Genomic DNA, 22279 nt, shown 5'->3' with positions numbered 1-22279 from the left:
GTAACTCTTTGTTTACCAAGGAGTTTTCCGTTTCGACTGCGCCGGAAGTGGGGCGAATTATAGACTTCCAGGATCTGCCGTCAACCCCTATTTTCACAAATCTTTCATATCGGTCAAAAAAGCCCCGAAAACGCGAAAGCCGGCCCCCAGGGGCCGGCTTTCTATTCATGCAACCTTACAAACTAGGGAACGCGAACTGCGAGGCTTCATGGCTGGCACGCTGCGGCCAGCGCTGGGTGATCGCCTTGCGACGAGTATAGAAACGCACCCCATCCGGCCCATAGGCATGCAAGTCGCCAAACAGCGAGCGCTTCCAGCCGCCAAAGCTGTGATAAGCCACCGGCACCGGCAATGGCACGTTAACGCCCACCATGCCCACTTCAATCTCGTCACAGAACAGGCGTGCCGCTTCGCCGTCACGGGTAAAAATGCAGGTGCCGTTACCATATTCGTGATCATTGATCAGTTGCATCGCCGCTTCCAGACTGTTCACCCGGACGATGCACAGCACTGGGCCAAAGATTTCTTCTTTATAGATACGCATCTGCGGCGTCACACGATCAAACAGGCAGCCCCCGAGGAAGAAACCGTCCTCATGCCCACTCACGCTCAGGCCACGGCCATCGACCACCAACTCAGCACCCGAAGACACACCGTCTTCTATATAGCCACTGACCTTGTCCCGCGCCTGCGCAGAAACCAGCGGCCCCATGTCCAGGCCACAAGAAGTCCCCGCGCCAATCTTCAGCGCCTTGATCTGCGGCACCAGCTTGGCGATCAATGCATCCGCCACCTGGTCGCCCACACAGACCGCCACCGAGATCGCCATGCAACGCTCGCCGCAGGACCCGTAGGCTGCGCCCATCAAAGCACTGACGGCGTTATCCAGGTCCGCATCCGGCATCAGCACCGCATGGTTCTTGGCCCCGCCCAGCGCCTGTACACGCTTGCCGCGCTTGGTGGCTTCGGAATAGATGTACTCAGCAATCGGCGTCGATCCCACAAAACTCAAGGCCTTGACCTCAGGCGCCTCGATCAGCGCATCCACCGCGCCCTTGTCACCATGCACCACGCTCAACACACCTTTGGGCAAACCCGCGTCCTGCAGCAGTTGGGCAATCAGCAGGGTCGAGCTTGGATCGCGTTCCGATGGCTTAAGGATGAAACAGTTACCGCAGACGATGGCCAGTGGATACATCCACAGCGGCACCATGGCCGGGAAGTTGAACGGGGTGATGCCCGCCACCACGCCCAGCGGCTGGAAGTCGGACCAGGCATCGATGTTCGGGCCAACGTTACGGCTGTACTCGCCCTTGAGGATTTCCGGGGCCGAACACGCGTACTCGACGTTCTCGATCCCGCGCTTGAGCTCACCGGCAGCATCTTCCAGCGTCTTGCCATGCTCCTCGCTGATCAATTGCGAGATGCGGGCTTCGTTCTGCTCCAGCAATTGCTTGAAACGAAACATCACCTGGGCACGCTTGGCCGGTGGCGTATTGCGCCAGGCCGGGAATGCCGCCTTGGCCGAGTCGATGGCCCGTTGGATGGTTTCGCGGCTGGCCAATGGCACCTGGTGAATCACCTGGCCGGTGGACGGGTTGTAAACGTCGGCACTACGCCCGCTGTCGTTGACCATTTCGCCATTGATCAAATGCTGGATAAGGCTCATGCAAGGCTCCTGAAAAGTTGTCCACAGGCGCGACACGCGTCGCGCCAGGCTGTTGTTCTATATAGAAGGAGAAATCAGTCGATCTTGTTCAGCACTTCGCCGACTGCATCGAACAAGCGATCCAGGTCCTGCGGCTTGCTGTTGAAGGTTGGGCCGAACTGCAGGGTGTCGCCGCCAAAGCGTACATAGAACCCAGCCTTCCACAGCGCCATGCCCGCCTCGAATGGACGCACAATGGCATCTCCATCACGCGGCGCGATCTGGATCGCACCGGCCAGGCCGTAGTTACGGATGTCGATCACGTTCTTGCTGCCCTTGAGGCCATGCAGCGCACTCTCAAAGTGCGGCGCGACTTCGGCCACGCTCTGCACCAGGTTTTCCTTCTGCAACAGATCCAATGCCGCCAGCCCCGCCGCACAGGCCACAGGGTGTGCCGAGTAGGTGTAGCCGTGTGGGAATTCCACCGCGTACTCGGGCGTCGCCTGGTTCATGAACGTCTGATAGATCTCGCTGCTGGCAATCACCGCACCCATCGGGATCGCGCCGTTGGTGACTTGCTTGGCAATGCACATCAGGTCTGGGGTCACGCCGAAGCTGTCCGCACCGAACATCGAACCGGTCCGGCCAAAGCCGGTGATCACTTCGTCGAACACCAGCAGGATATTGTGCTGGTCACAAATTTCACGCAGGCGCTTGAGGTAACCCTGGGGCGGCACGAGTACGCCAGCGGAACCTGCCAGCGGCTCGACAAACACCGCCGCGATGTTCGACGCATCATGCAACTCGATCAGCTTGAGCAACTCGTCCGCCAGGGCAATACCGCCCTGCTCAGGAATACCGCGGGAGAAGGCATTGCTCGCCAGCAGGGTATGGGGCAGGTGGTCGACATCCATCATCGCCTGGCCAAAAATCTTACGGTTGCCGTTGACGCCGCCCAGGCTGGTCCCGGCGATGTTCACCCCGTGATAACCACGGGCGCGGCCGATCATCTTGGTCTTGGTCGCCTGGCCCTTTAAGCGCCAGTACGCACGCACCATCTTCACCGCCGTATCGGCGCACTCGGAGCCGGAGTCGGTGAAGAACACATGATTCAGATTGCCTGGAGTCAGGTCGGTAATCTTTTCTGCCAACTGGAAGGACAGCGGATGACCGTATTGGAAGCCCGGCGAGTAGTCCAGGGTGCCCAACTGCTTGGCGACCGCTTCCTGGATTTCCTTGCGCGTGTGCCCTGCGCCGCAGGTCCACAGGCCTGACAATGAGTCATAGACCCGGCGCCCCTTGTCATCGATCAACCAACTGCCTTCGGCCCCCACGATCAGGCGCGGGTCGCGCTGGAAGTTACGGTTGGCGGTGTAAGGCATCCAGTGGGCATCCAGCTTCAATTGGCTGGCCAGGGTGGATGGGGCGTTTTCGGGCATGTTCATCAGCAAAACCTCGCAAGGCAAAAGGCAGCGTCGGGATTGAAAGCGTTGTTGCAGCTAAATTGCCACGGGGATAAAGTCTGGGAAATCCAACTCTTCTAACCTTCAGTCAGGTCTTTACTAAACTATGAGCAGCCGCCGACCCGACCCACTGGCCCAAGTCAGCGACTTCGATATCCGCCTGTTGCGCATCTTCCGCAGTGTGGTGGAGTGCGGAGGCTTCTCGGCGGCGGAAACCGTGCTAGGCATCGGCCGCTCCGCCATCAGCCAGCAGATGAGCGACCTCGAACAACGCCTGGGCCTGCGCCTGTGCCAACGCGGGCGCGCCGGCTTCTCCCTGACGGAGGAAGGCCGCGAGGTCTACCAATCGGCACTGCAACTATTAAGTGCCCTGGAAAGCTTCCGCACCGAGGTCAACGGCCTGCACCAACACCTGCGTGGTGAACTGATCATCGGTCTGACCGATAACCTGGTGACCCTGCCCCATATGCGCATCACCCATGCCCTGGCGCAGTTGAAAGAACGTGGCCCCGACGTGCAGATCCAGATCCGCATGATCGCCCCCAACGAAGTGGAGCAAGGCGTGCTCGACGGGCGCCTGCATGTCGGCGTGGTGCCCCAGGCCAGCGCGCTGTCGGGCCTGGAATACCAACCCCTGTACAGCGAACGCTCGCTGCTCTACTGCGCGGTGGGCCATCCGTTGTTCTACGCCGACGACAGGCAACTGGACGACCAACGCATCAATAGCCAGGACGCCATCGCACCGACTTTCCGCCTGCCCGCCGATATCCAAGCCCACTATCAAGCGCTCAACTGCACCGCCAGCGCTTCCGACCGCGAAGGCATGGCCTTCCTGATCCTCACCGGGCGCTATATCGGCTACCTGCCCGACCACTACGCCAGCCTGTGGGTGCAACAAGGCCGACTGCGCGCGCTGAAACCGCCTACACGCTTTTACGATTTAAGCCTGGCTTCGGTCACCCGCAAGGGCCGTCGCCCCCATTTGGTGCTGGAAAGCTTTCTCGAAAGCCTGGCCGCGACCCGTTGATACGGGGCCCACAAAAAACCTGAGCAACTGGACAGCTTTTTGCAAGGCACAGGGACCATGAACCGTCAGCCCTGAGTCCCCATGCCATGCCACCAGAATCCTCCAGTGCCAGCGACCTGATCTACGGCCTCAACGACCGCCCCAAACCATTGCCCGCGTTGCTCGCGGCCCTGCAACATGTGCTCGCCAGCTTCGTCGGCATCATTACCCCACCGTTGATCATTGGCTCGACCCTTGGCCTGGCCGCCCACCTGCCCTACCTGATCAGCATGGCGTTGATGGTTTCCGGTGTCGGCACCTTCATCCAGGCCCGTAGGCCATTTGGAATTGGCGCAGGGATGATCTGCCTGCAAGGCACCAGCTTTGCCTTTCTCGGCGCGGTGTTGTCGGCGGGTTTCCTGGTCAAGCAGCGCGGCGGCAGCCCGGAAGATATCCTGGCGATGATCTTTGGCGTGTGCTTTTTCGGCGCGCTGGTGCAGATCGTGTTGAGCCGTTTTATCGGCCAGTTGCGCCGGGTCATCACGCCGCTGGTAACCGGGATTGTGATTACCCTGATTGGCATCAGCCTGATCAAGATGGGCATCACCGACCTGGGCGGTGGCTTCAATGCGCCGGACTTTGGCGCACCGACCAACCTGGCCCTGGGCCTGTTCGTGGTGCTGACGATTATCCTGCTCAACCGCTCGAACACGCCGTGGGTACGCCTGAGCGCGATCATCATCGGCCTGCTGCTGGGCAGCGTCGCCGCCTGGTTCAGCGGCAAGCTGGTGCCCCAGCCCTTGCCCGACCTGCCCTTGATCAGCCTACCGACGCCGTTCCATTTTGGCTTCAACTTCGACTGGAGCGCTTTCCTGCCGGTGGCGCTGATTTATCTGATCAGCAGCATCGAAACCGTGGGCGACCTCACCGCCAACTGCATGATCGCCCGCCAGCCCATCAACGGCCCTTCTTATATAAGCCGGCTCAAGGGCGGCGTGCTCGGGGATGGCGTCAGTTGCATGATCGCCGCCACCTTCAGTGCCTTCCCCAACACCACCTTTGCCCAGAACAACGGCGTGATCCAGTTGACCGGCGTCGCCAGCCGCCATGTGGGCCTGTACATCGGCGTGGTGCTGTTTGGCCTCGGGTTGTTTCCACTGCTTGGCGCGGTATTGCAGCAGATCCCCAAGCCAGTGCTTGGCGGCGCGACCCTGGTGATGTTCGGCAGTGTCGCCGCCGCCGGCGTGCGCATCCTGGCGCAGGCCCCGCTGGACCGACGCAGCATGCTGATCATCGCCACCTCGTTTGGGGTTGGCCTGGGCATCGCCGCGCAACCGAACCTGTTGCACCTGATGCCAACCCTGGTGCAAAACCTGTTCGATTCGGCTATCACCAGCGGAGGCCTGACGGCGATTGTGTTGTGCCTAATCCTGCCGGAATCCAAGGCAGTAACGCCTGCCGCAAATCCAGCCCTGGAAAGCGACACGCTGGAACCGCTTTGACGCTTTTATCGTATCGGGACTTGTCTGGGGCTTGAGGGTGGGTTATCTGTGCAGCAATCGCATTCATCGATCTGCACGGAAACCTCCATGAGCCTCGAAGTTCCTGCCCACAACAGCCACGCTGGAAAACCCGCCAGCCGCATTCGACAAAAGAACGAACAAGCGATCATCCAGGCCGCTGAAGACGAATTCGCCCGGCATGGCTACAAAGGCACCAGCATGAACACCATCGCCGCGAGCGCCGGGCTGCCGAAGGCCAACCTGCATTATTACTTCACCAATAAGCTGGGGCTGTATATCGCGGTACTGAGCAATATCCTCGAACTGTGGGACAGCACCTTCAACACCCTGACCGCCGAGGATGATCCCGCCGAGGCACTGACCCGCTATATCCGCACCAAGATGGAATACTCGCGACGCCAGCCGCAGGCCTCGCGGATCTTTGCCATGGAGATCATCAGCGGCGGCGAATGCCTTAGCGAATATTTCAGCCAGGACTACCGCACCTGGTTCAGCGGCCGGGCCGCGGTATTCCAGGCCTGGATCGATAGCGGCAAGATGGACCCCGTCGATCCGGTACACTTGATCTTCCTGCTGTGGGGCAGCACCCAGCATTACGCTGACTTTGCCACCCAGATCTGCCGCGTGACCGGTCGCACCAAGCTGACCAAACAGGACATGGAAGACGCCGGCAACAACCTTATCCACATTATTCTCAAAGGCTGTGGCATCAAGCCGGCCCTCTGAACGAAGCGACCCGATGCCTTTCACCCTTACGGGCTTTTGCGAATTTCGCGAAGAAATCCGCAAAAGCCGCTTCATCACCTACGCCGCGCCGATTACCAGCCCGCAAGACGCCCAGGGGTTTATCGAGCAGCACAGCGACCTCAACGCCACGCACAACTGCTGGGCCTGGAAACTCGGCGGGCAATACCGCAGCAACGACGACGGCGAACCCGGTGGCACGGCCGGGCGGCCGATCCTGGCCGCCATCGAGGCCCAGGGCTTCGATCAGGTCGTGGTGCTGGTGGTCCGCTGGTATGGCGGTATCCAACTGGGCACCGGTGGCCTGGCCCGGGCGTATGGCGGTGGCGCGAATAAATGCCTGCAAAATGCCGAGCGGGTCGAACTGATCAGCCGTGTGCCCTTGAGCTGCGCCTGTGGCTTCGCCGAGCTGCCCCTGGTCAAGCTGCGTGTCGCCGAACTGGGCGGCCTGGTGCTGGAAGAAACCTTCACCGCCAATGGCGTGGAGTTGCAACTGGCACTCGGCAAGGCCCATATCGACACCCTGCAAACGCAGTTAGCCGACCTGAGCCGCGGACGAATCCTGCTACAACGCTGAACCTGATAAGGTTGTTCACTGAACCTCGACGCCAAAGGAAGCCCTTATGTCTACGCCAAAAACCGCATTGATCATCGGCGCCTCACGCGGGCTGGGCCTTGGTCTGGTCAAGCAGTTGCTGGCTGACGGCTGGCAAGTCACCGCCACCGTGCGCAACCCGCAAAAAGCCGACGCCCTCCAAGCCCTGGGCCCGGTCCAGATCGAGCAACTGGATATGGACGACCAACAGGCCGTCATCGCCTTGAACCAGCGCCTGAAAACCCAGACCTTCGACCTGCTGTTCGTCAACGCCGGCGTCAAGGGCCCAGCCAACCAGGCCCCGGGCCATGCCACCCTGGCCGAAGTCGGCCAGCTGTTTTTCACCAATGCCGTAGCGCCGATCAACCTGGCCCAGCGCTTTGCCCCGCAGATCCGCCAGGGCAGTGGCGTGCTGGCGTTCATGAGCTCGGTGCTGGGCAGCGTGACCATGCCCGATGCGCCAGAACTTGCGCTGTACAAGGCCAGCAAGGCCGCGCTGAACTCCATGACCAACAGCTTCGTGACGCAACTGGGCGAGCAGAAACTGACGGTGTTGTCGCTGCATCCGGGCTGGGTCAAGACCGATATGGGCGGCGAAGGGGCCGACCTGGATGTGGAGACCAGCGTGCGCGGCCTGATCGCGCAAGTGAACGCCTACACCGGCAAGGGCGGCCATCACTTCGTCAACTACAAGGGCCAGACCATTCCCTGGTAAGCCGGTGGCAGATAAGCGGTGGATAGACCCCACCGCCCACTCCACGTAGACTTCCCTCCTCGCTCTTACCGGCGACCCTGGATCAGCAGACAGGGCAACACTGAGCTGGCAAACCTGAACCCATCATTCAGAGGAGCCGGCCAATGCCTGCGACCCGTATCTGGTTAAAAAACCCTCTCGCGATTTTCACCGCCAATGCCCTCGATGCCCGTGGCGGCCTGGTGCTGCAAGACGGCGTGATCGTCGAAGTGCTCGCCCTCGGCCAACAACCGAGCTTGGCCTGCGAACACACCTTCGACGCCCGCGAACATGTGATCCTGCCCGGCCTGATCAACACCCACCATCACTTCTACCAAACCCTGACCCGCGCCTGGGCGCCGGTGGTCAACCAGCCGTTGTTCCCCTGGCTGAAAACCCTGTACCCGGTGTGGGCGCGCCTGACCCCGGAAAAACTGGCCCTGGCCAGCAAAGTCGCGCTTGCCGAGCTGCTGCTCTCGGGCTGCACCACCGCAGCCGACCACCACTACCTGTTTCCCGATGGCCTGGAACAGGCGATCGACGTGCAAGTCGACAGCGTGCGCGAGCTGGGCATGCGCGCCATGCTCACCCGCGGTTCGATGAGCCTGGGCGAAGCCGACGGCGGCCTGCCACCGCAACAAACGGTGCAACAGGGCGAAGTGATCCTTGAAGACAGCCAGCGCCTGATCAAGCGCTACCACGAGCGCGGCGACGGCGCGCAAATCCAGATTGCCCTGGCGCCCTGCTCGCCGTTTTCGGTCACCCCCCAAATCATGAGCGCCAGCGCCGAACTGGCCAACCAGCTCGATGTGCGCCTGCACACCCACCTGGCCGAAACCCTCGATGAAGAAGACTTCTGCCTGCAACGCTTCGGCCTGCGTACCGTGGACTACCTCGACAGCGTCGGCTGGCTCGGCCCCCGCACCTGGCTGGCCCACGGCATCCACTTCAACCCCGATGAGATCGCCCGTCTGGGCGCGGCCGGCACCGGTATCTGCCATTGCCCAAGCTCCAACATGCGCCTGGCCTCCGGCATCTGCCCGACCCTGGACCTGATCGCCGCCGGCGCGCCGATTGGCCTGGGCGTGGACGGTTCGGCCTCCAACGATGCCTCCAATATGATCCTGGAAGCCCGCCAGGCCCTGTACATCCAGCGCCTGCGCTACGGGGCGGAAAAAATCACCCCTGAAGGCGTGCTGGGCTGGGCGACCAAAGGCTCTGCGCAACTGCTCGGCCGTAGCGACATCGGCGAGTTGGCCGTGGGCAAACAAGCTGACCTGGCGTTGTTCAAGCTCGATGAGCTGCGCTTCTCCGGCAGCCACGATCCGATTTCGGCGCTGCTGTTGTGCGGCGCCGACCGCGCGGACCGGGTGATGGTCGGCGGCAAGTGGCGGGTGATCGACGGGCAAATCGAGGGCATGGACCTCAAGGGCCTGATCGCCGACCACAGCCAGGCGGCGCGGCAGTTGATCGCCGGCTAGCTACACGCCCAACAGCGACAGCATGATAAAGGTCGCAAACAGTACAAAATGGGTCATCCCTTCGATGGCGTTGGTTTCGCCATCGTTGAGGTTGATCGCGCTGACAATCAGCGTGATAAACACCATCACCGTTTGTACCGGGGTCATCGCCATCTGAAACGGCTGGCCGGTGTACAGCGCCATGGCTTCCATCACCGGCACCGTCAGGATCACCGTCGACAACGAAGCCCCCAGCGCGATGTTGACCACCGACTGCATACGGTTGGCCAGCGCCGCGCGCAAGGCGGTCAGAATCTCGGGGGCGGCGGAAATCGCCGCCACCAGGATCGCCGTGATCACCGGCGGCGCGCCCGTGCCTTCCAGGCCCAGGTCCAGGGTCTTGGACATCACTTCGGCCAATGCGCCAATCACCACCACGCCAAATACCAGGGTGACGATGGAGAATGTCAGGCTGACCGGCGAAGCTTGTTCGGCCGGCAACGGCTTGCGGCGTTTTTCCGGGTAGCTGTAGCTGAAAAAGTAACTGTGTGGCCCCACCTGCATGCGCAGGAACAAGGCATACAACACCACCATCGCGCCGATGGTGAAGGCCGAGTAGATTTTCCAGTCGGCCTCGGGGATAAATTCCGGCACCACCATGGACACGCCCATGGCGGTGAGGATCATCACGCTGTAGGTCCGCGCCGAATCATCATTGTAGGACTGTTCCCCATGCTTGATCCCGCCCATCAGCGCGGCCAGGCCGAGGATGCCGTTGATATCCAGCATCACCGCCGAGTAGATCGTGTCACGCACCAGGGTCGGCGAGGCCTCGTTGCTCATCATGATCGCCAGGATCACCACTTCCACCAGCACCGCCGCCAGGGTCAGGATCATGGTGCCGTAGGGGTCGCCGACCTTTTCGGCGAGCAGTTCGGCGTGGTGGGCCACGCGCATCGACGCCATGACGATAAAGCCGATCAGCACCAGGCCACCGATAAGTGCCGTGGCCTGCCCACTGTGCAGCAGCCAGTGCTCCAGCGGGTAGGCGGCGATGGCTGCGATCAGTGCCAGCCACAGGAAGGTTTCTTGCTTGAGGGATGTGAGCATTGCAGGCCTTTCGAGCGGCGAAGCCATCATGGATGGGGTACAGACTGCGGCATCTTGCTAACGTTTCGTTACATCTTAGTTTATTCACCCAATGCCGCAGGCACGAACAATGCTTTCCGCTCGGTCAGGTTTTACCGATTATTTGCGCCCTGGCCTGTAGAATGCCGTCATTGCACCTGATGAGAACACACCCATGTACGACTGGCTCAATGCCCTGCCCAAGGCCGAACTGCACCTGCACCTGGAGGGTTCGCTGGAGCCCGAGCTGCTGTTCGCCCTGGCCGAACGCAACAAAATCGCGCTGCCGTGGAACGACGTCGAAACCCTGCGCAAGGCCTACGCCTTCAATAACCTGCAGGAGTTTCTCGACCTCTACTACAAGGGCGCCGATGTACTGCGCACGTCCCAGGATTTCTACGACCTGACCTGGGCCTACCTGCTGCGTTGCCAGGCGCAGAACGTGATCCATACCGAACCCTTCTTCGACCCGCAGACCCACACCGACCGTGGTATCCCGTTTGAAGTGGTGCTCAATGGCATCGCCAGCGCACTCAAAGATGGCGAGCAGCAGTTGGGTATCACCAGCGGCCTGATCCTCAGCTTCCTACGCCACCTGAGCGAAGAAGAAGCCGAAAAAACCCTCGACCAGGCGCTACCGTTCCGTGATGCGTTTGTCGCCGTGGGCCTGGACAGCTCGGAAATGGGCCACCCACCGAGCAAGTTCCAGCGCGTATTCGATCGCGCCCGTGGCGAAGGTTTCCTGACCGTCGCCCATGCCGGCGAAGAAGGCCCGCCCGAATACATCTGGGAGGCCCTCGACCTGCTGAAGATCCAGCGCATCGACCATGGTGTGCGCGCCATCGAAGACGAGCGCCTGATGCAGCGGATCATCGACGAGCAGATCCCCCTGACCGTGTGCCCGCTGTCCAATACCAAGCTGTGCGTCTTCGATGACATGGCCCAGCACAATATCCTCGACATGCTTGAGCGTGGGGTGAAGGTCACGGTGAACTCGGATGACCCGGCGTATTTCGGTGGTTATGTCACCGAGAACTTCCACGCGCTGCACACCGCCCTGGGCATGACCCAGGACCAGGCCCGCCGCCTGGCGCAAAACAGCCTGGATGCACGCCTGGTCAAGCCCTGACCATCCCTGTAGGAGCCGGCAAGCCGGCTCCTACACAGCCGCCATCCGGGCAATTTCCAGGCGCCCGGCCTCGGTGACCTGCAGTGCGCTCGATTCGCTGATCGGTTTCAACCAGCGCGATTGCATGAACAACTGCAACAATCCCGCCCCCAACGCCCCCCCCAGGTGCGGCTGCTGCTCGCTCCAGTCAAAACAATCGCAAGCCATCGTCGAGTAACTCTGGTGGGCCAGGGCCTGGGTAAAAATGCCATGCCCGGCCAAATGGCGTGCGCCCAGGGGCGTCACATAGACCCGCTGTTCGTAGTGATCGATCCACTTCGCCAGCACCATGCGTTGATAGAGGGCCGCCGCCATTTCCCCACCCAGATGGTCATGGCAGAGTCGCGCCTGACGCAACGTCGCCGGCGCCAGCAACGCCGCTACCGGGCGGCAGGGTGCACTGCGCGCCACACTGGCCATTGTGGTACTGGCCAATGCATCGACTGCCGCGCCCACATCGGCCGCTGCCATGCGAAAGAAGCGTTTGCGCCCGCGGGCTTCAATGCGCAGTAATCCACCCGCTGCCAACCGCGCCAAATGCGCATTGGCCGATGGCGCTGACAACCCAGCCAGCATGGCCAGTTCCTCGGACGGCTTGGCCGAGCCGTCCATCAACGCCCAGATCATCGCGGTGCGCTTAGGGTCGGCCAGCAAGGTGGCGATCTGGCTGATGCAAGGTGCCTGTTCCATGTACTCACTCCCTGTTAAATCGTTGATCTGCTCCATTGCGCGCAAAAGTATAAGTGTGTAAGCAGCAGATTCCGTGGCGTCTTACAGCCAAATCAGCGACAGCACTTGCCTGAAATTTCCTGAATTCCCTGAGGTTATTGCGTAGTCCCCCGCCGTTCAGGCAACTGCGCGCCCAACTTCCCACAACGTGCCACGAGCATTTCACGCAGGAGGTTGATCGGCTTACTCAATTGCGCGCGATGGGCGCACAGCAGATTGAGCGGTGTGCGCTCGCCACGCAGCTCCGGCAAGAGCAACTGCAGGCGGCCGGCCAGTACTTCGGCGCTGACATCCAGCCAGGACTTATAGGCAATGCCCACCCCGGCCACGGCCCAGCGCCGCACCACATCGGCATCGTCACTGAAACGGTCGCCGCTGACCGTCAGGCTGATTTCCCGTTTGCCATCCTCAAAAGTCCAGTGATCGTGCACCCGGCTGCCGAGCATATACAGCAGGCAGTTGTGCTGGGCCAGTTCCTCCAGATGGCGCGGCTCGCCATGCCGGGCCAGGTAGCTGGGCGCCGCGCACAGCACCCGGCGATTGTCCGGCGCAACCGGCAAGGCCACCAGGCTCGAATCTTCGGGTTCGCCGTAGCGCAAGGCGATATCCACCGGCTGGCGGAACAGATCGGCGATCCGGTCGCCCAACAGCAGGCGCACGCTCAATTGCGGGTGCTCGCGCTGAAACTCGTCCAGCCACGGCAACAACAGGTTGCGTCCGAAGTCCGAAGGCGCCGACAGCTGCAGGACACCGCTGACATGGTCCTGCCCACTGGCCAGCAGGCGCCGGCCTTCATCCAGTTGGCTCAAGGCGCCACGGGCGTATTGCAAGAAACCTTCGCCCTCGGCGGTCAGGCGCAGGCTACGGGTGGAACGCGCCAGCAATCGCGCGCCCAGTTGTTTTTCGATGCGTTTCAACGCCGCACTGGCCACCGCCGCCGACATATCCATGACCCGTGCCGCGGCCGACAAACTCCCCAAGTCCGCCGCACGCACGAACAACTGCAAATCATCAAAACGCAGCATGACCACCGTCCCGGCTCATTATCAAAAATATATTGAAAGAGACTGCTCTTTTAGCGGCTTTTATCTGCAAGAGAAATAGCCAATGATCGGCTCATCCCATTCCGCACTGCCTGGAACCTGCCATGAAAGCCATCGCCTACTACGCCGCCTTGCCGATCAACGACCCCAAGTCCCTGCAAGATATCCAATTGCCCGAGCCGATCGCCGGCCCGCGCGACCTGCTGGTGGAAGTCAAAGCCATCTCGGTCAACCCGGTGGACACCAAGATCCGCCAGAACGTCACCCCGGAAAACGGCGCAGCCAAGGTACTGGGCTGGGATGTGGCCGGGGTGGTCAAGGCTGTCGGCAGCGACGTCACACTGTTCAAGGCCGGCGACAAAGTGTTCTACGCCGGCTCCCTGGTACGCCCGGGCGGCAACAGCGAACTGCATACGGTAGATGAGCGCATCGTCGGCCATATGCCCAAGAGCCTGGGCTTTGCCGAAGCCGCCGCCCTGCCGCTGACCGCCATCACCGCCTGGGAACTGCTGTTCGAGCGCCTGCAAGTGCCGCAAGGCAAGACCGATCAAGGGCAAAGCCTGCTGATTGTCGGCGCGGCCGGTGGCGTAGGCTCGATCCTCACCCAACTGGCGGCGCAACTCACCGCGCTCAAGGTGATCGGCAGCGCCTCGCGCCCGCAAACCCAGGCCTGGGCCAAGGACCTGGGGGCCGACCTGGTGGTCGACCACCGCCAGCCCCTGAGCGAAGAACTCAAGCGCGTAGGCCACCCACAGGTGACCCACGTCGCCAGCCTGACCCAGACCGACCAGCACCTGGACCAGTTGGTCGAAGCCCTCGCGCCCCAGGGCAAACTGGCATTAATCGATGACCCCAAGTCGCTGGACGTGCTCAAACTCAAGCGCAAGAGCCTGTCGCTGCACTGGGAATTTATGTACACCCGCTCGATGTTCGAGACAGCCGACATGATCGAGCAGCACAACCTGCTCAATCGGGTGGCCGAGCTGATCGACGCCGGCACCCTGAAAACCACGGTGGGCGAACACTTCGGCGTGATCAATGCGGCGAACCTGCGCCGGGCCCATGCCTTGCTGGAAAGCGGCACGGCCAAGGGCAAGATTGTGCTGGAAGGCTTCTAAGAGGCGGGCTCTGTCAGTGTCGTCCGCTATTGCTGTAGGTAACGGACGGCACCGCTAGTCAGACACTTGATCCTTGTCATATTTGTAAGCGTATTCGGGTTTATATTGGCCGCCTTTGCCACGCAATCTTTTACGTGAGGAAGTCAGCAATGAAGATCCTGATAAAAGCGTTAGCAAAATCCAAAGGCACCCAATGGCAGGTCCGCCTGGACCAGGACGCTATTACCTTCCGCAGTGAAGCCGAGGCCCGGGCCTTTGCCGACACCCTGCAAAACCGCATCCAGGCACCCCATCGCTTTCCCCAAGGCCAGCAGCGCGCTACTGGCTGAAAACGCCGTCAGACCTGCGCTTGCAAGGCTCGCTGGCGTTGCAGGCGCTGGGTCAACATCGCCACGGCGACCGCCAACACCCCGCACACGCTGATGACAATCGCCATCGGCATGGCCGTGCCGTCGTGCAGCACGCCGACCAACGATGCCGCCCCCGCCGCCACGCTGAACTGGATGCACCCCAGCAACGCCGAAGCGCTGCCGGCCCGCGCCCCCTGCCCATTCATGGCACAGGCCGAGGTATTGGGCATGATGCAGCCCAGGCTGGCCATACAGATAAACAGCGGCACCAGCAGCGGCCACAAGGCTTCGGTCTGCAAGATACTGACCGCCAGCAACGCCAGCGCCGCCGCGAGGTAGACCCACACCGCACGGGTCAACAGAAACGCCGGGCCGCGCTTGGACAGCAGCCGCGCATTGAGCTGAGCCACCAGGATAAAACCTGCGGCATTGGTGCCGAACAGCCAGCCATAATGCTCGGCCGGCACGCCGTAGAGCTTGATAAACACGAAAGGTGAACCGGCAATGTAGGCAAACATCCCGCCAATGGCGACGCCACCGGTCACGGCATACCCCAGGTACACCCGGTCGGCCAGCAGGCGCCCGTACTGGCGCAACGCCCCAGACAATGGCTGGCGCGGCTGATGGGCCGGGAGACTCTCCGGCAAGCCGACCGCCACCGCCACACCGGCGCCGATGCTGAAGACCGTCAGCGCAAGGAAAATCGACTGCCAGCCCCACAGGCTGACCATCACCCCACCCAGCAGCGGCGCCAGGATCGGCGCCAGCCCGACCACCAGCATCAGCTGCGAAAAGACCTTGGCCGAGCCCACCGCGTCGCACTTGTCGCTGACCACGGCCCGGGAAATCACCATACCCGCACACCCGCCCAGGGCCTGGACGAAGCGCGCACCGATCAACCACTCCAGGGACGGCGCATAGGCGCAGGCCAGGGAGGCGACAGTGAACAAGGTGACACCGCTCAACAGCGGGACGCGCCGACCAAAACGATCCGCCAACGGCCCATAGATCAATTGGCCGATCGCCAGGCCCGAGAAATACACCGCCAGGGTCAACTGGATATGTTTTTCGTCGGTCCCGAACGCCACGGCCATGGCTGGGAAGCCCGGTAGGTAAAAGTCGATGGCCAGCGGCGCAAATGCGCTCAAGGCCCCCAGAATAAGGATTATGCGAAGGTTCATCAGGCATCCGGAAGAGTCGGCAGCCCGACAGTCTAGCCGCGCTTGGATGCCTTGAACATTACGTTAGCTCGCTACCTATTAAATAATCAGGCGAGCTTGGCGCTGTAGCCTTCTTCGCTGATCAGGCCGATCACTTCTTCCGGCGACAAACGACTTTCCACGCCCACTTCCTTGGCGCCCAAGTTCACATTGACACTGGCGGCCGGGTCCTTGCTTTGTACCGCCTGGGTTACGGCCCGAACGCAATGGCCGCAGGTCATTCCTTCAACGCTGAATATTTGCATGACATGACTCCTTGAATGAGGTTGCCCCCAGTTTCTTCCTTGACACGATGGCAAGGTCAAGGATTGAAAACAACGGCCGGGCTGGTATTCCAGGGCAGCGTCGGCCAAGCTGCAAGCATCCACGATTTGAAACCGGAGAATTCATCATGCGCTGGTCGTTTTTTGGCCTTGTCAGCCTGTTGAGCCTGTTCGCCGCCGTCCCCCAGGCCAGTGCGGCCGAGGACTATGCGGTGCTGATCATTTCCAGGGAGCGCCTGGAAGTCCCCACCAACTGCGAGATTGGCCTGTACGTCAATGACCATCTGGCCGGGCGGCTGTTCCAGGAACAGGCCACCTCGTTCAACTTCCCCGAAGGCCGGGTCTCGCTGCGCCTCAAACTGCTGCCGGGCCAGGCCCCTGGCTGCCTGCCGGGCCTGTTGGCGCCCAAGGCCCAAGACATCCAGTTGAACGCCGGCGACGTGCGCAAGTTCCGCATTGCCCAAGGCGCCGACGGCATGTACCTCAAGGCCGCGAAGCTGGGTTATTGACCCGCCACCCGGGCTCATCACAGGAAGACGTAAAGGTGCTTGACCTTCCCCCAGGGTCAAGGTTGATCCTACAGGTAAGTTCACCCTGGAAGACTGCCCCATGAATGGATTCAACCTCTTTGAGCGCGGCGATCCGCGCCGGGGCCCCGCCGCCCTGCCCCGCGTGGGCGTGACCGGCCCTGCACAGCTATTGAAAACCTGGAAACCCAAGGATCTGGAGGAGCACCGCCCATGAACATCGGCCAGGCAGCCCGGCAAAGCGGCTTGAGCGCCAAAATGATTCGCTACTACGAATCCATCAACCTGCTCAAGCCGGCCCATCGCAGCGACAGCGGCTATCGCCTGTATGGCGCCGACGACCTGCATACCCTGGGGTTTATCAAGCGCTCGCGGGACCTGGGGTTTTCCCTGGAGGAAGTCGGCAAGCTACTGGAGTTGTGGCAGGACCGGCAACGGGCCAGTGCCGACGTCAAGGCATTGGCTCGCCAGCATATCGAGGAGTTGAACCACAAGATCCGCGAGCTGGGGCAGTTGCGCGATACCTTGCAGGACCTGGTGGAGCACTGCCAGGGCGATCACCGGCCCGATTGTCCGATTCTCAAGGAGTTGGCGTCGGGCAGTTGCTGCCACTGACTGCACACAAAACCCAATGTGGGAGCTGGGCTTGTATAGGAACTGGGTTTGTGTAGGAGCTGGCTTATGTGGGAGCTGGCTTGCCTGCGATGCAGGCACCTCGGTATATCAGTTGCACCGAGGTGATGCTATCGCGGGCAAGCCCGGCTCCCACACAAGCCCAGCTCCTACACAAGCTAGCTCCCACATGTTTAGATCTCCATGAATCTGGAGATCACTGCATCCAGGGCGGCGGCGGTTCTTCTGCCGGTTTACCCGGTGGCGCATCATCCGCCGCACGGATCGCCTGGCGCCGCTCTTCGTCGAGGCGTGCCGCTTCGATCTCGCGCATCACGCCGCCCACATCCGCCAACTCTTCCGGTTCGTCGAACTCGCCGGTCAATACGCTGGCCGGGTGCAAGGTGCCGGCTTCGTACAGCGCCCACATTTCCTTGGCGTACTTGGTGGCCTTCAATTCCGGGGCAAAGCGCCCGAAATACGAAGCCATGTTGCCCACGTCCCGCTCCAGCATGGTGAATGCGTGGTTGTTACCCGCCGCGTCCACCGCCTGAGGCAGGTCGATGATCACGGGGCCCGTCGGCGTCAACAGCACGTTGAACTCCGACAGGTCACCGTGCACCAGGCCGGTACAGAGCATCAGCACGATCTGCGAGATCAGGAAAGCGTGATACTCCCGGGCCTGATCCGGTTCCAGGACCACGTCGTTCAGGCGTGGCGCCGCGTCACCGTATTCATCGGCCACCAGTTCCATCAGCAACACGCCTTCAAGGAAGTCGTAGGGCTGGGGCACGCGCACACCGGCACCGGCCAGGCGAAACAGGGCCGCCACTTCGGCGTTCTGCCAGGCGTCCTCGGTTTCTTTCTTGCCGAACTTGGAGCCCTTGGCCATGGCCCGGGCCTGCCGGCTGTTGCGGACCTTGCGGCCCTCCTGGTATTCGGCCGCCTGACGAAAACTTCGTTTATTCGCCTCCTTGTAGACCTTGGCGCAACGTAACTCGTTGCCGCAGCGCACCACATAAACAGCTGCTTCTTTACCACTCATGAGTGGGCGCAGCACTTCGTCGACCAGACCGTCCTCGATCAGGGGTTCAATGCGTTTAGGAGTCTTCATCAGCTTTTATTGTGGGTCCTTTATTACCAAACACGCGTATGGCACTCGTTATACGGCAATCCTCGCACAGCGGGGAGAGGGTAACGAGCTTTGATCTGCTAAAGAATGCATCCAATATGCCAGATTAATCCGACAACGCCGTCATTGTTGAAGGCGTTCGGATGATAGCCGAGATCAGCGCTCAATGATTGCCGTCACGCCTTGCCCGCCCGCGGCGCAGATCGAGATCAGCCCACGGCCCTTGCCCGCCGCGTCCAGCAGCTTGGCCAGGTTGGCGACAATACGCCCGCCCGTGGCAGCAAACGGATGCCCGGCGGCCAGGGAACTGCCCTTGACGTTCAGGCGGCTGCGGTCGATGGCGCCCAACGGCGCGTCCAGGCCCAGGCGGGTCTTGCAGTAATCGGCGTCTTCCCAGGCCTTGAGCGTGCACAACACCTGGGCGGCGAAGGCTTCGTGGATTTCGTAGTAGTCAAAATCCTGCAAGGTCAGGCCATTTCTCGCCAGCAGGCGTGGCACGGCATACACCGGCGCCATCAACAGCCCCTCGGCGCCATTGACGAAATCCACCGCCGCCGCTTCGCCATCGCGCAGGTAGGCGAGGATCGGCAGGCCACGTTCCTTGGCCCAGGCTTCGCTGCCCAACAGCACCAGGGACGCGCCATCGGTCAGTGGCGTGGAGTTGCCGGCGGTCAGGGTGCCCTTTGCACTGCGTTCAAACGCCGGTTTGAGGCTGGCGAGTTTTTCCAGGGTCAGGTCCGGACGCAGGTTGTTGTCACGGGTCAGGCCCAGGAACGGCGTGAGCAAATCGTTATGCCAGCCTTCAGCGTAGGACGCGGCCATTTTCTGGTGGCTTTCCAGGGCCAGTTGGTCCTGCTCGGCGCGGGGGATCTGCCAGGTCTGCGCCATCAGCTCGCAATGCTCGCCCATGGACAGGCCAGTGCGTGGCTCGCCATTGCGCGGCAGCTCCGGCTTCAGGTGTTGCGGACGAAGTTGTAACAGGACTTTTAATTTATCCGCCATGGATTGGCTGCGATTGGCTTGCAGCAGGATCTTGCGCAGGCCCTCGTTGACGCCGATGGGCGCGTCGGAGGTGGTGTCGACGCCGCCGGCAATCCCGCATTCGATCTGCCCCAGGGCAATCTTGTTGGCCACCAGCAGCGCCGCTTCCAGGCCGGTGCCACAGGCTTGTTGAATGTCATAGGCCGGGGTTTGTGGCGACAGGCGCGAGCCCAGCACGCATTCACGGGTCAGGTTGAAATCCCGCGAGTGCTTGAGCACCGCGCCGGCGGCCACTTCGCCCAGGCGCAGGCCGTGCAGGTTGTAGCGCTCGATCAGGCCTTCCAGGGCTGCGGTCAGCATGGCCTGGTTACTCGCGGTGGCGTAGGGGCCATTGGAACGGGCGAAGGGGATACGATTACCGCCAATGATCGCGACACGGCGCAACTGAGTCATGGAAAGCTCCCGGTTAGGTGGTAGGTGCAATCCTGAGCCTAGACTAGGAACGACTGTCACCTATTGATGGTCCACCCTTTGAACCCCAGCAGCCGGAGAGCGTTCCATGTCTGACCGTTATATCGACTTCGCCAACTCAAGCCTCGGCCACCGCCTGGTCTCGGCCATTGGCCTGCCGTCCCCGGTACGCCTGGAGCGCTGGCAAGCCGGACGCCTGCGCCCGGTGGACGGCGCCCTGCTGTTGGGCGGCGGCCCGCTCGCGGCCCAGGTACAGGGGTTTGCCCATAAACTCACCGAGGCCATCTACAGCTACGGCCCCGAACCGCTGCCGGCCACGCCGTGGATTCCCGGGCATGGCCCCAAGCTCAAGGCGGTGCTGTTCGATGCCAGCCACTTGCAGCACACCGACCAACTCAAGCAACTGCGCGAATTCTTCCAGCCGCTGCTGAAAAATCTCGATCACAGCGCGCACCTGGTGATTCTCGGACGTGCCCCGGAAAGCCTCGGCGAACCGTTTGCCGCCAGTGCCCAGCGGGCCCTCGAAGGCTTCAGCCGCTCGCTGGCCAAGGAGCTGCGCAACGGCGGCACCTTGCAGTTGCTGTATGTCGCAGAGGGCGCCGAGGAGCAGCTGGAAGGTGCGCTGCGGTTTTTCCTCTCACCCAAAAGCGCCTATATCTCTGGCCAGGTGCTGCGCCTGAGCGCCTGCCCGACCCAGGTGCATGACTGGACGCGCCCGCTGGCCGGGCTCAAGGCCCTGGTGACCGGAGCCGCCCGTGGCATCGGTGCCTCGATTGCCGAAACCCTGGCCCGCGACGGTGCCGAGATTGTGTTGCTGGATGTGCCGCAAGCCAAGGCCGACCTCGACGCCCTCGCCGCACGCCTGGGCGGGCGTGGGATTGCCCTGGATATCTGCGCCGATGACGCCGCCACGCAACTGATCGAGCAATTGCCGGACGGCATCGACATCGTGGTGCACAACGCCGGTATCACCCGCGACAAGACCCTGGCCAATATGACCCCGGAATACTGGGACGCCGTCTTGGCGGTCAACCTCAACGCCCCGCAAGTGTTGACCAAGGCCCTGCTCGACAGCGGCACCCTGCACGACAATGGCCGCGTGGTAGTACTCGCGTCCATCAGCGGCATCGCCGGCAATCGCGGGCAAACCAACTACGCCGCGAGCAAGGCCGGGCTGATCGGCCTGGCCCAGGCCTGGGCACCGCTGCTGGCGCCACGGGGGATCAGCATCAACGCGGTGGCCCCGGGGTTTATCGAGACCCAGATGACGGCGCATATCCCCTTCGCCCTGCGTGAAGCCGGGCGACGCATGAGCTCGTTGGGCCAGGGTGGCTTGCCGCAAGATGTTGCCGAAGCGGTGGCCTGGCTGGGCCAGCCGGGGTCGGGCGCGGTCAGTGGCCAGACGCTGCGGGTATGCGGGCAAAGCCTGCTGGGAGCGTAACCATGCTGTGGCACACCTTACCCGGCAGCCCGGCGCTGCCACCGCTGTACTGGCGCGCCGCGCTCAAGCGCAAGATCACCGGCACCACGTTGCCCGACTCTGGGCTGCACTGCCGGGTGCAGGTCAATCCCGAGGCGGTGGCGGCCTACCGCAAGGTCTGCGGGTTTGCCCAGAGCCCGGTGCTGCCGGCGACTTACCCGCACATCCTGGCGTTCGGCCTGCAGTTGCAGTTGCTGACCGCGCGAGAATTCCCCTTCCCGCTGCTGGGGCTGGTGCATTTAAGCAACCGTATCCGCGTGTTTCGCCCTATGGGCGGGGTCAGTGATGTGCGGGTCAGTGTGCATACGCGCAACCTGCAAGCCCATGCCAAGGGCGCGACCTTTGACCTGATCACCACCGTCGAGGATTCCCTGGGTTTGCTATGGGAGGGCGAAAGCCAAATGCTTTGTCGCGGGGTGAAACTCGAAGGCCTGGCGCCAGAATCCCTGCCCACGCCCAATAGGGTCAGCGAGCTGAGCCGCTGGCAGGCACCGTCCGATATCGGCCGGCGCTACGCTCGGGTATCCGGCGACTACAACCCGATCCACTTGAGCGCCCTCACCGCCAAGCTGTTCGGTTTTCCCCAGGCGATCGCCCATGGGCTGTGGAACAAGGCACGCACCGTGGCAGCCCTGGATGAACATCTGCCGGCGGCGAATATCGAGATCTACGTTGAGTTCAAGAAACCTGTGCGCCTGCCTGGGGAGGTCATCTTGTTGACCAGTGCGCCCGGCTCCAGCGGCGAGTTGCAACTCAAGGGGCCTGGCGATATCGAACATATGCTCGGCAAGTGGCAACCCATTGCCTGAAACAGAGGCGACTCGCTGATTAATTGTATATATACACCCTAAGTTATAGCGGGCTCTTGATAGCCCGCTAATTTAT

At 62.0% G+C, this 22279-nt stretch carries 23 protein-coding genes; 14 read left to right on the top strand and 9 right to left on the bottom strand.

The window, feature by feature from the left end; genetic code table 11:
- Positions 1-175: 175 nt before the first annotated feature.
- Entirely contained in the window at positions 176-1669 is a 1494-nt protein-coding gene (locus AO268_RS25375) for a CoA-acylating methylmalonate-semialdehyde dehydrogenase (protein ID WP_076961444.1), read from the bottom strand.
- Between the two features lie 74 nt (positions 1670-1743).
- Complete coding sequence (locus AO268_RS25370; RefSeq protein ID WP_076961445.1) at positions 1744-3093, bottom strand: aspartate aminotransferase family protein; 1350 nt, start codon at positions 3091-3093, stop codon at positions 1744-1746.
- Positions 3094-3217: 124 nt separating this feature from the next.
- Here AO268_RS25370 and AO268_RS25365 point away from each other — a divergent pair, with 124 nt between their 5' ends.
- From AO268_RS25365 to AO268_RS25340, 6 genes are all read left to right on the top strand, one after another.
- Positions 3218-4138 (top strand): LysR family transcriptional regulator, encoded by a 921-nt coding sequence (locus tag AO268_RS25365; RefSeq protein ID WP_099170201.1) that lies wholly within the window; start codon positions 3218-3220, stop codon positions 4136-4138.
- Between the two features lie 86 nt (positions 4139-4224).
- Positions 4225-5619 (top strand): uracil-xanthine permease family protein, encoded by a 1395-nt coding sequence (locus tag AO268_RS25360; protein ID WP_099170200.1) that lies wholly within the window; start codon positions 4225-4227, stop codon positions 5617-5619.
- 87 nt (positions 5620-5706) lie between these two features.
- Positions 5707-6366 carry a TetR/AcrR family transcriptional regulator gene (locus AO268_RS25355; protein ID WP_076961448.1) on the top strand — a complete coding sequence of 220 codons (660 nt, stop codon included), beginning with the start codon at positions 5707-5709 and terminating at the stop codon, positions 6364-6366.
- A gap of 13 nt (positions 6367-6379) precedes the next feature.
- Positions 6380-6961, top strand: a complete 582-nt coding sequence (locus AO268_RS25350; RefSeq protein ID WP_076961449.1) for an IMPACT family protein — start codon at positions 6380-6382, stop codon at positions 6959-6961.
- Between the two features lie 46 nt (positions 6962-7007).
- Positions 7008-7694 carry an SDR family oxidoreductase gene (locus tag AO268_RS25345; protein WP_076961450.1) on the top strand — a complete coding sequence of 229 codons (687 nt, stop codon included), beginning with the start codon at positions 7008-7010 and terminating at the stop codon, positions 7692-7694.
- 143 nt (positions 7695-7837) lie between these two features.
- Positions 7838-9193: an 8-oxoguanine deaminase gene (locus tag AO268_RS25340; RefSeq protein ID WP_099170199.1), complete on the top strand. Its 1356-nt coding sequence runs from the start codon at positions 7838-7840 to the stop codon at positions 9191-9193.
- Here the strand turns inward: AO268_RS25340 and AO268_RS25335 are convergent, their stop codons facing one another.
- Positions 9194-10282: a calcium:proton antiporter gene (locus tag AO268_RS25335; RefSeq protein ID WP_099170198.1), complete on the bottom strand. Its 1089-nt coding sequence runs from the start codon at positions 10280-10282 to the stop codon at positions 9194-9196. It abuts the gene before it with no gap.
- Positions 10283-10475: 193 nt separating this feature from the next.
- On the opposite strand from AO268_RS25335, the gene AO268_RS25330 reads away from it, so the two are divergent.
- Positions 10476-11429, top strand: coding sequence for an adenosine deaminase (locus AO268_RS25330; protein ID WP_076961453.1), 954 nt, complete (start codon positions 10476-10478; stop codon positions 11427-11429).
- A gap of 30 nt (positions 11430-11459) precedes the next feature.
- Here AO268_RS25330 and AO268_RS25325 read toward each other — a convergent pair whose 3' ends face one another.
- Positions 11460-12158: an ArsR/SmtB family transcription factor gene (locus AO268_RS25325; RefSeq protein WP_076961454.1), complete on the bottom strand. Its 699-nt coding sequence runs from the start codon at positions 12156-12158 to the stop codon at positions 11460-11462.
- A gap of 134 nt (positions 12159-12292) precedes the next feature.
- Positions 12293-13222, bottom strand: a complete 930-nt coding sequence (locus tag AO268_RS25320; protein ID WP_099170197.1) for a LysR family transcriptional regulator — start codon at positions 13220-13222, stop codon at positions 12293-12295.
- A 122-nt stretch (positions 13223-13344) separates the two neighbouring features.
- Between AO268_RS25320 and AO268_RS25315 the strand changes: the two genes are divergently transcribed.
- Together AO268_RS25315 and AO268_RS25310 are read left to right on the top strand one after the other, a co-directional pair.
- Positions 13345-14358: a zinc-binding alcohol dehydrogenase family protein gene (locus tag AO268_RS25315; RefSeq protein WP_099170196.1), complete on the top strand. Its 1014-nt coding sequence runs from the start codon at positions 13345-13347 to the stop codon at positions 14356-14358.
- 149 nt (positions 14359-14507) lie between these two features.
- Positions 14508-14687 carry a hypothetical protein gene (locus AO268_RS25310; RefSeq protein ID WP_076961457.1) on the top strand — a complete coding sequence of 60 codons (180 nt, stop codon included), beginning with the start codon at positions 14508-14510 and terminating at the stop codon, positions 14685-14687.
- Positions 14688-14695: 8 nt separating this feature from the next.
- Here AO268_RS25310 and AO268_RS25305 read toward each other — a convergent pair whose 3' ends face one another.
- Positions 14696-15889: a multidrug effflux MFS transporter gene (locus AO268_RS25305; protein ID WP_099170195.1), complete on the bottom strand. Its 1194-nt coding sequence runs from the start codon at positions 15887-15889 to the stop codon at positions 14696-14698.
- A gap of 86 nt (positions 15890-15975) precedes the next feature.
- The gene (locus tag AO268_RS25300; RefSeq protein ID WP_076961459.1) at positions 15976-16173 is read right to left on the bottom strand and encodes a heavy-metal-associated domain-containing protein; all 198 of its coding nucleotides are present in this window, start codon (positions 16171-16173) and stop codon (positions 15976-15978) included.
- A 146-nt stretch (positions 16174-16319) separates the two neighbouring features.
- Between AO268_RS25300 and AO268_RS25295 the strand changes: the two genes are divergently transcribed.
- The 3 genes from AO268_RS25295 to cueR all read left to right on the top strand — a co-directional run bounded on the left by AO268_RS25295 (position 16320) and on the right by cueR (position 17333).
- Positions 16320-16700: a hypothetical protein gene (locus AO268_RS25295; protein WP_099170194.1), complete on the top strand. Its 381-nt coding sequence runs from the start codon at positions 16320-16322 to the stop codon at positions 16698-16700.
- 100 nt (positions 16701-16800) lie between these two features.
- Positions 16801-16935 carry a hypothetical protein gene (locus AO268_RS33330; RefSeq protein ID WP_257154453.1) on the top strand — a complete coding sequence of 45 codons (135 nt, stop codon included), beginning with the start codon at positions 16801-16803 and terminating at the stop codon, positions 16933-16935.
- Entirely contained in the window at positions 16932-17333 is a 402-nt protein-coding gene (cueR, locus tag AO268_RS25290) for a Cu(I)-responsive transcriptional regulator (protein WP_076961461.1), read from the top strand. Before AO268_RS33330 ends, cueR begins: the two co-directional genes overlap by 4 nt.
- 214 nt (positions 17334-17547) lie before the next feature.
- On the opposite strand, the gene AO268_RS25280 is transcribed toward cueR, so the two are convergent.
- Both AO268_RS25280 and AO268_RS25275 read right to left on the bottom strand, forming a co-directional pair.
- The gene (locus tag AO268_RS25280) at positions 17548-18444 is read right to left on the bottom strand and encodes a PA4780 family RIO1-like protein kinase (RefSeq protein WP_076961462.1); all 897 of its coding nucleotides are present in this window, start codon (positions 18442-18444) and stop codon (positions 17548-17550) included.
- Between the two features lie 174 nt (positions 18445-18618).
- Positions 18619-19896: an acetyl-CoA C-acetyltransferase gene (locus AO268_RS25275; protein WP_099170192.1), complete on the bottom strand. Its 1278-nt coding sequence runs from the start codon at positions 19894-19896 to the stop codon at positions 18619-18621.
- Positions 19897-20002: 106 nt separating this feature from the next.
- On the opposite strand from AO268_RS25275, the gene AO268_RS25270 reads away from it, so the two are divergent.
- Together AO268_RS25270 and AO268_RS25265 are read left to right on the top strand one after the other, a co-directional pair.
- The gene (locus AO268_RS25270) at positions 20003-21355 is read left to right on the top strand and encodes a 3-oxoacyl-ACP reductase (RefSeq protein ID WP_099170191.1); all 1353 of its coding nucleotides are present in this window, start codon (positions 20003-20005) and stop codon (positions 21353-21355) included.
- 2 nt (positions 21356-21357) lie between these two features.
- A complete protein-coding gene (locus AO268_RS25265) occupies positions 21358-22203 on the top strand; it encodes a MaoC family dehydratase (protein WP_076961465.1) in 846 nt (281 codons plus the stop codon).
- Positions 22204-22279: the final 76 nt, after the last annotated feature.

Source organism: Pseudomonas sp. ICMP 8385 (assembly GCF_002699915.1).
GTDB classification, from domain to species: Bacteria; Pseudomonadota; Gammaproteobacteria; order Pseudomonadales; family Pseudomonadaceae; genus Aquipseudomonas; species Aquipseudomonas gessardii.
The sequence above is the reverse complement of the archived record's forward strand: the minus strand, read 5'-3'. Positions and strand labels throughout refer to the sequence as shown.

What these genes read in the sequence shown, in the direction of transcription:
- AO268_RS33330 (WP_257154453.1), top strand. Translation starts at nt 16,801, where the DNA reads ATGAATGGATTCAACCTCTTTGAGCGCGGCGATCCGCGCCGGGGCCCC.
- AO268_RS25270 (WP_099170191.1), top strand. Translation starts at nt 20,003, where the DNA reads ATGTCTGACCGTTATATCGACTTCGCCAACTCAAGCCTCGGCCACCGC.
- AO268_RS25265 (WP_076961465.1), top strand. Translation starts at nt 21,358, where the DNA reads ATGCTGTGGCACACCTTACCCGGCAGCCCGGCGCTGCCACCGCTGTAC.
- AO268_RS25315 (WP_099170196.1), top strand. Translation starts at nt 13,345, where the DNA reads ATGAAAGCCATCGCCTACTACGCCGCCTTGCCGATCAACGACCCCAAG.
- AO268_RS25320 (WP_099170197.1), bottom strand. Translation starts at nt 13,222, where the DNA reads ATGCTGCGTTTTGATGATTTGCAGTTGTTCGTGCGTGCGGCGGACTTG.
- AO268_RS25355 (WP_076961448.1), top strand. Translation starts at nt 5,707, where the DNA reads ATGAGCCTCGAAGTTCCTGCCCACAACAGCCACGCTGGAAAACCCGCC.
- AO268_RS25300 (WP_076961459.1), bottom strand. Translation starts at nt 16,173, where the DNA reads ATGCAAATATTCAGCGTTGAAGGAATGACCTGCGGCCATTGCGTTCGG.
- AO268_RS25335 (WP_099170198.1), bottom strand. Translation starts at nt 10,282, where the DNA reads ATGCTCACATCCCTCAAGCAAGAAACCTTCCTGTGGCTGGCACTGATC.
- AO268_RS25345 (WP_076961450.1), top strand. Translation starts at nt 7,008, where the DNA reads ATGTCTACGCCAAAAACCGCATTGATCATCGGCGCCTCACGCGGGCTG.
- AO268_RS25325 (WP_076961454.1), bottom strand. Translation starts at nt 12,158, where the DNA reads ATGGAACAGGCACCTTGCATCAGCCAGATCGCCACCTTGCTGGCCGAC.
- AO268_RS25295 (WP_099170194.1), top strand. Translation starts at nt 16,320, where the DNA reads ATGCGCTGGTCGTTTTTTGGCCTTGTCAGCCTGTTGAGCCTGTTCGCC.
- AO268_RS25280 (WP_076961462.1), bottom strand. Translation starts at nt 18,444, where the DNA reads ATGAAGACTCCTAAACGCATTGAACCCCTGATCGAGGACGGTCTGGTC.
- AO268_RS25310 (WP_076961457.1), top strand. Translation starts at nt 14,508, where the DNA reads ATGAAGATCCTGATAAAAGCGTTAGCAAAATCCAAAGGCACCCAATGG.
- AO268_RS25370 (WP_076961445.1), bottom strand. Translation starts at nt 3,093, where the DNA reads ATGAACATGCCCGAAAACGCCCCATCCACCCTGGCCAGCCAATTGAAG.
- AO268_RS25305 (WP_099170195.1), bottom strand. Translation starts at nt 15,889, where the DNA reads ATGAACCTTCGCATAATCCTTATTCTGGGGGCCTTGAGCGCATTTGCG.
- AO268_RS25350 (WP_076961449.1), top strand. Translation starts at nt 6,380, where the DNA reads ATGCCTTTCACCCTTACGGGCTTTTGCGAATTTCGCGAAGAAATCCGC.
- AO268_RS25340 (WP_099170199.1), top strand. Translation starts at nt 7,838, where the DNA reads ATGCCTGCGACCCGTATCTGGTTAAAAAACCCTCTCGCGATTTTCACC.
- cueR (WP_076961461.1), top strand. Translation starts at nt 16,932, where the DNA reads ATGAACATCGGCCAGGCAGCCCGGCAAAGCGGCTTGAGCGCCAAAATG.
- AO268_RS25275 (WP_099170192.1), bottom strand. Translation starts at nt 19,896, where the DNA reads ATGACTCAGTTGCGCCGTGTCGCGATCATTGGCGGTAATCGTATCCCC.
- AO268_RS25375 (WP_076961444.1), bottom strand. Translation starts at nt 1,669, where the DNA reads ATGAGCCTTATCCAGCATTTGATCAATGGCGAAATGGTCAACGACAGC.
- AO268_RS25360 (WP_099170200.1), top strand. Translation starts at nt 4,225, where the DNA reads ATGCCACCAGAATCCTCCAGTGCCAGCGACCTGATCTACGGCCTCAAC.
- AO268_RS25330 (WP_076961453.1), top strand. Translation starts at nt 10,476, where the DNA reads ATGTACGACTGGCTCAATGCCCTGCCCAAGGCCGAACTGCACCTGCAC.
- AO268_RS25365 (WP_099170201.1), top strand. Translation starts at nt 3,218, where the DNA reads ATGAGCAGCCGCCGACCCGACCCACTGGCCCAAGTCAGCGACTTCGAT.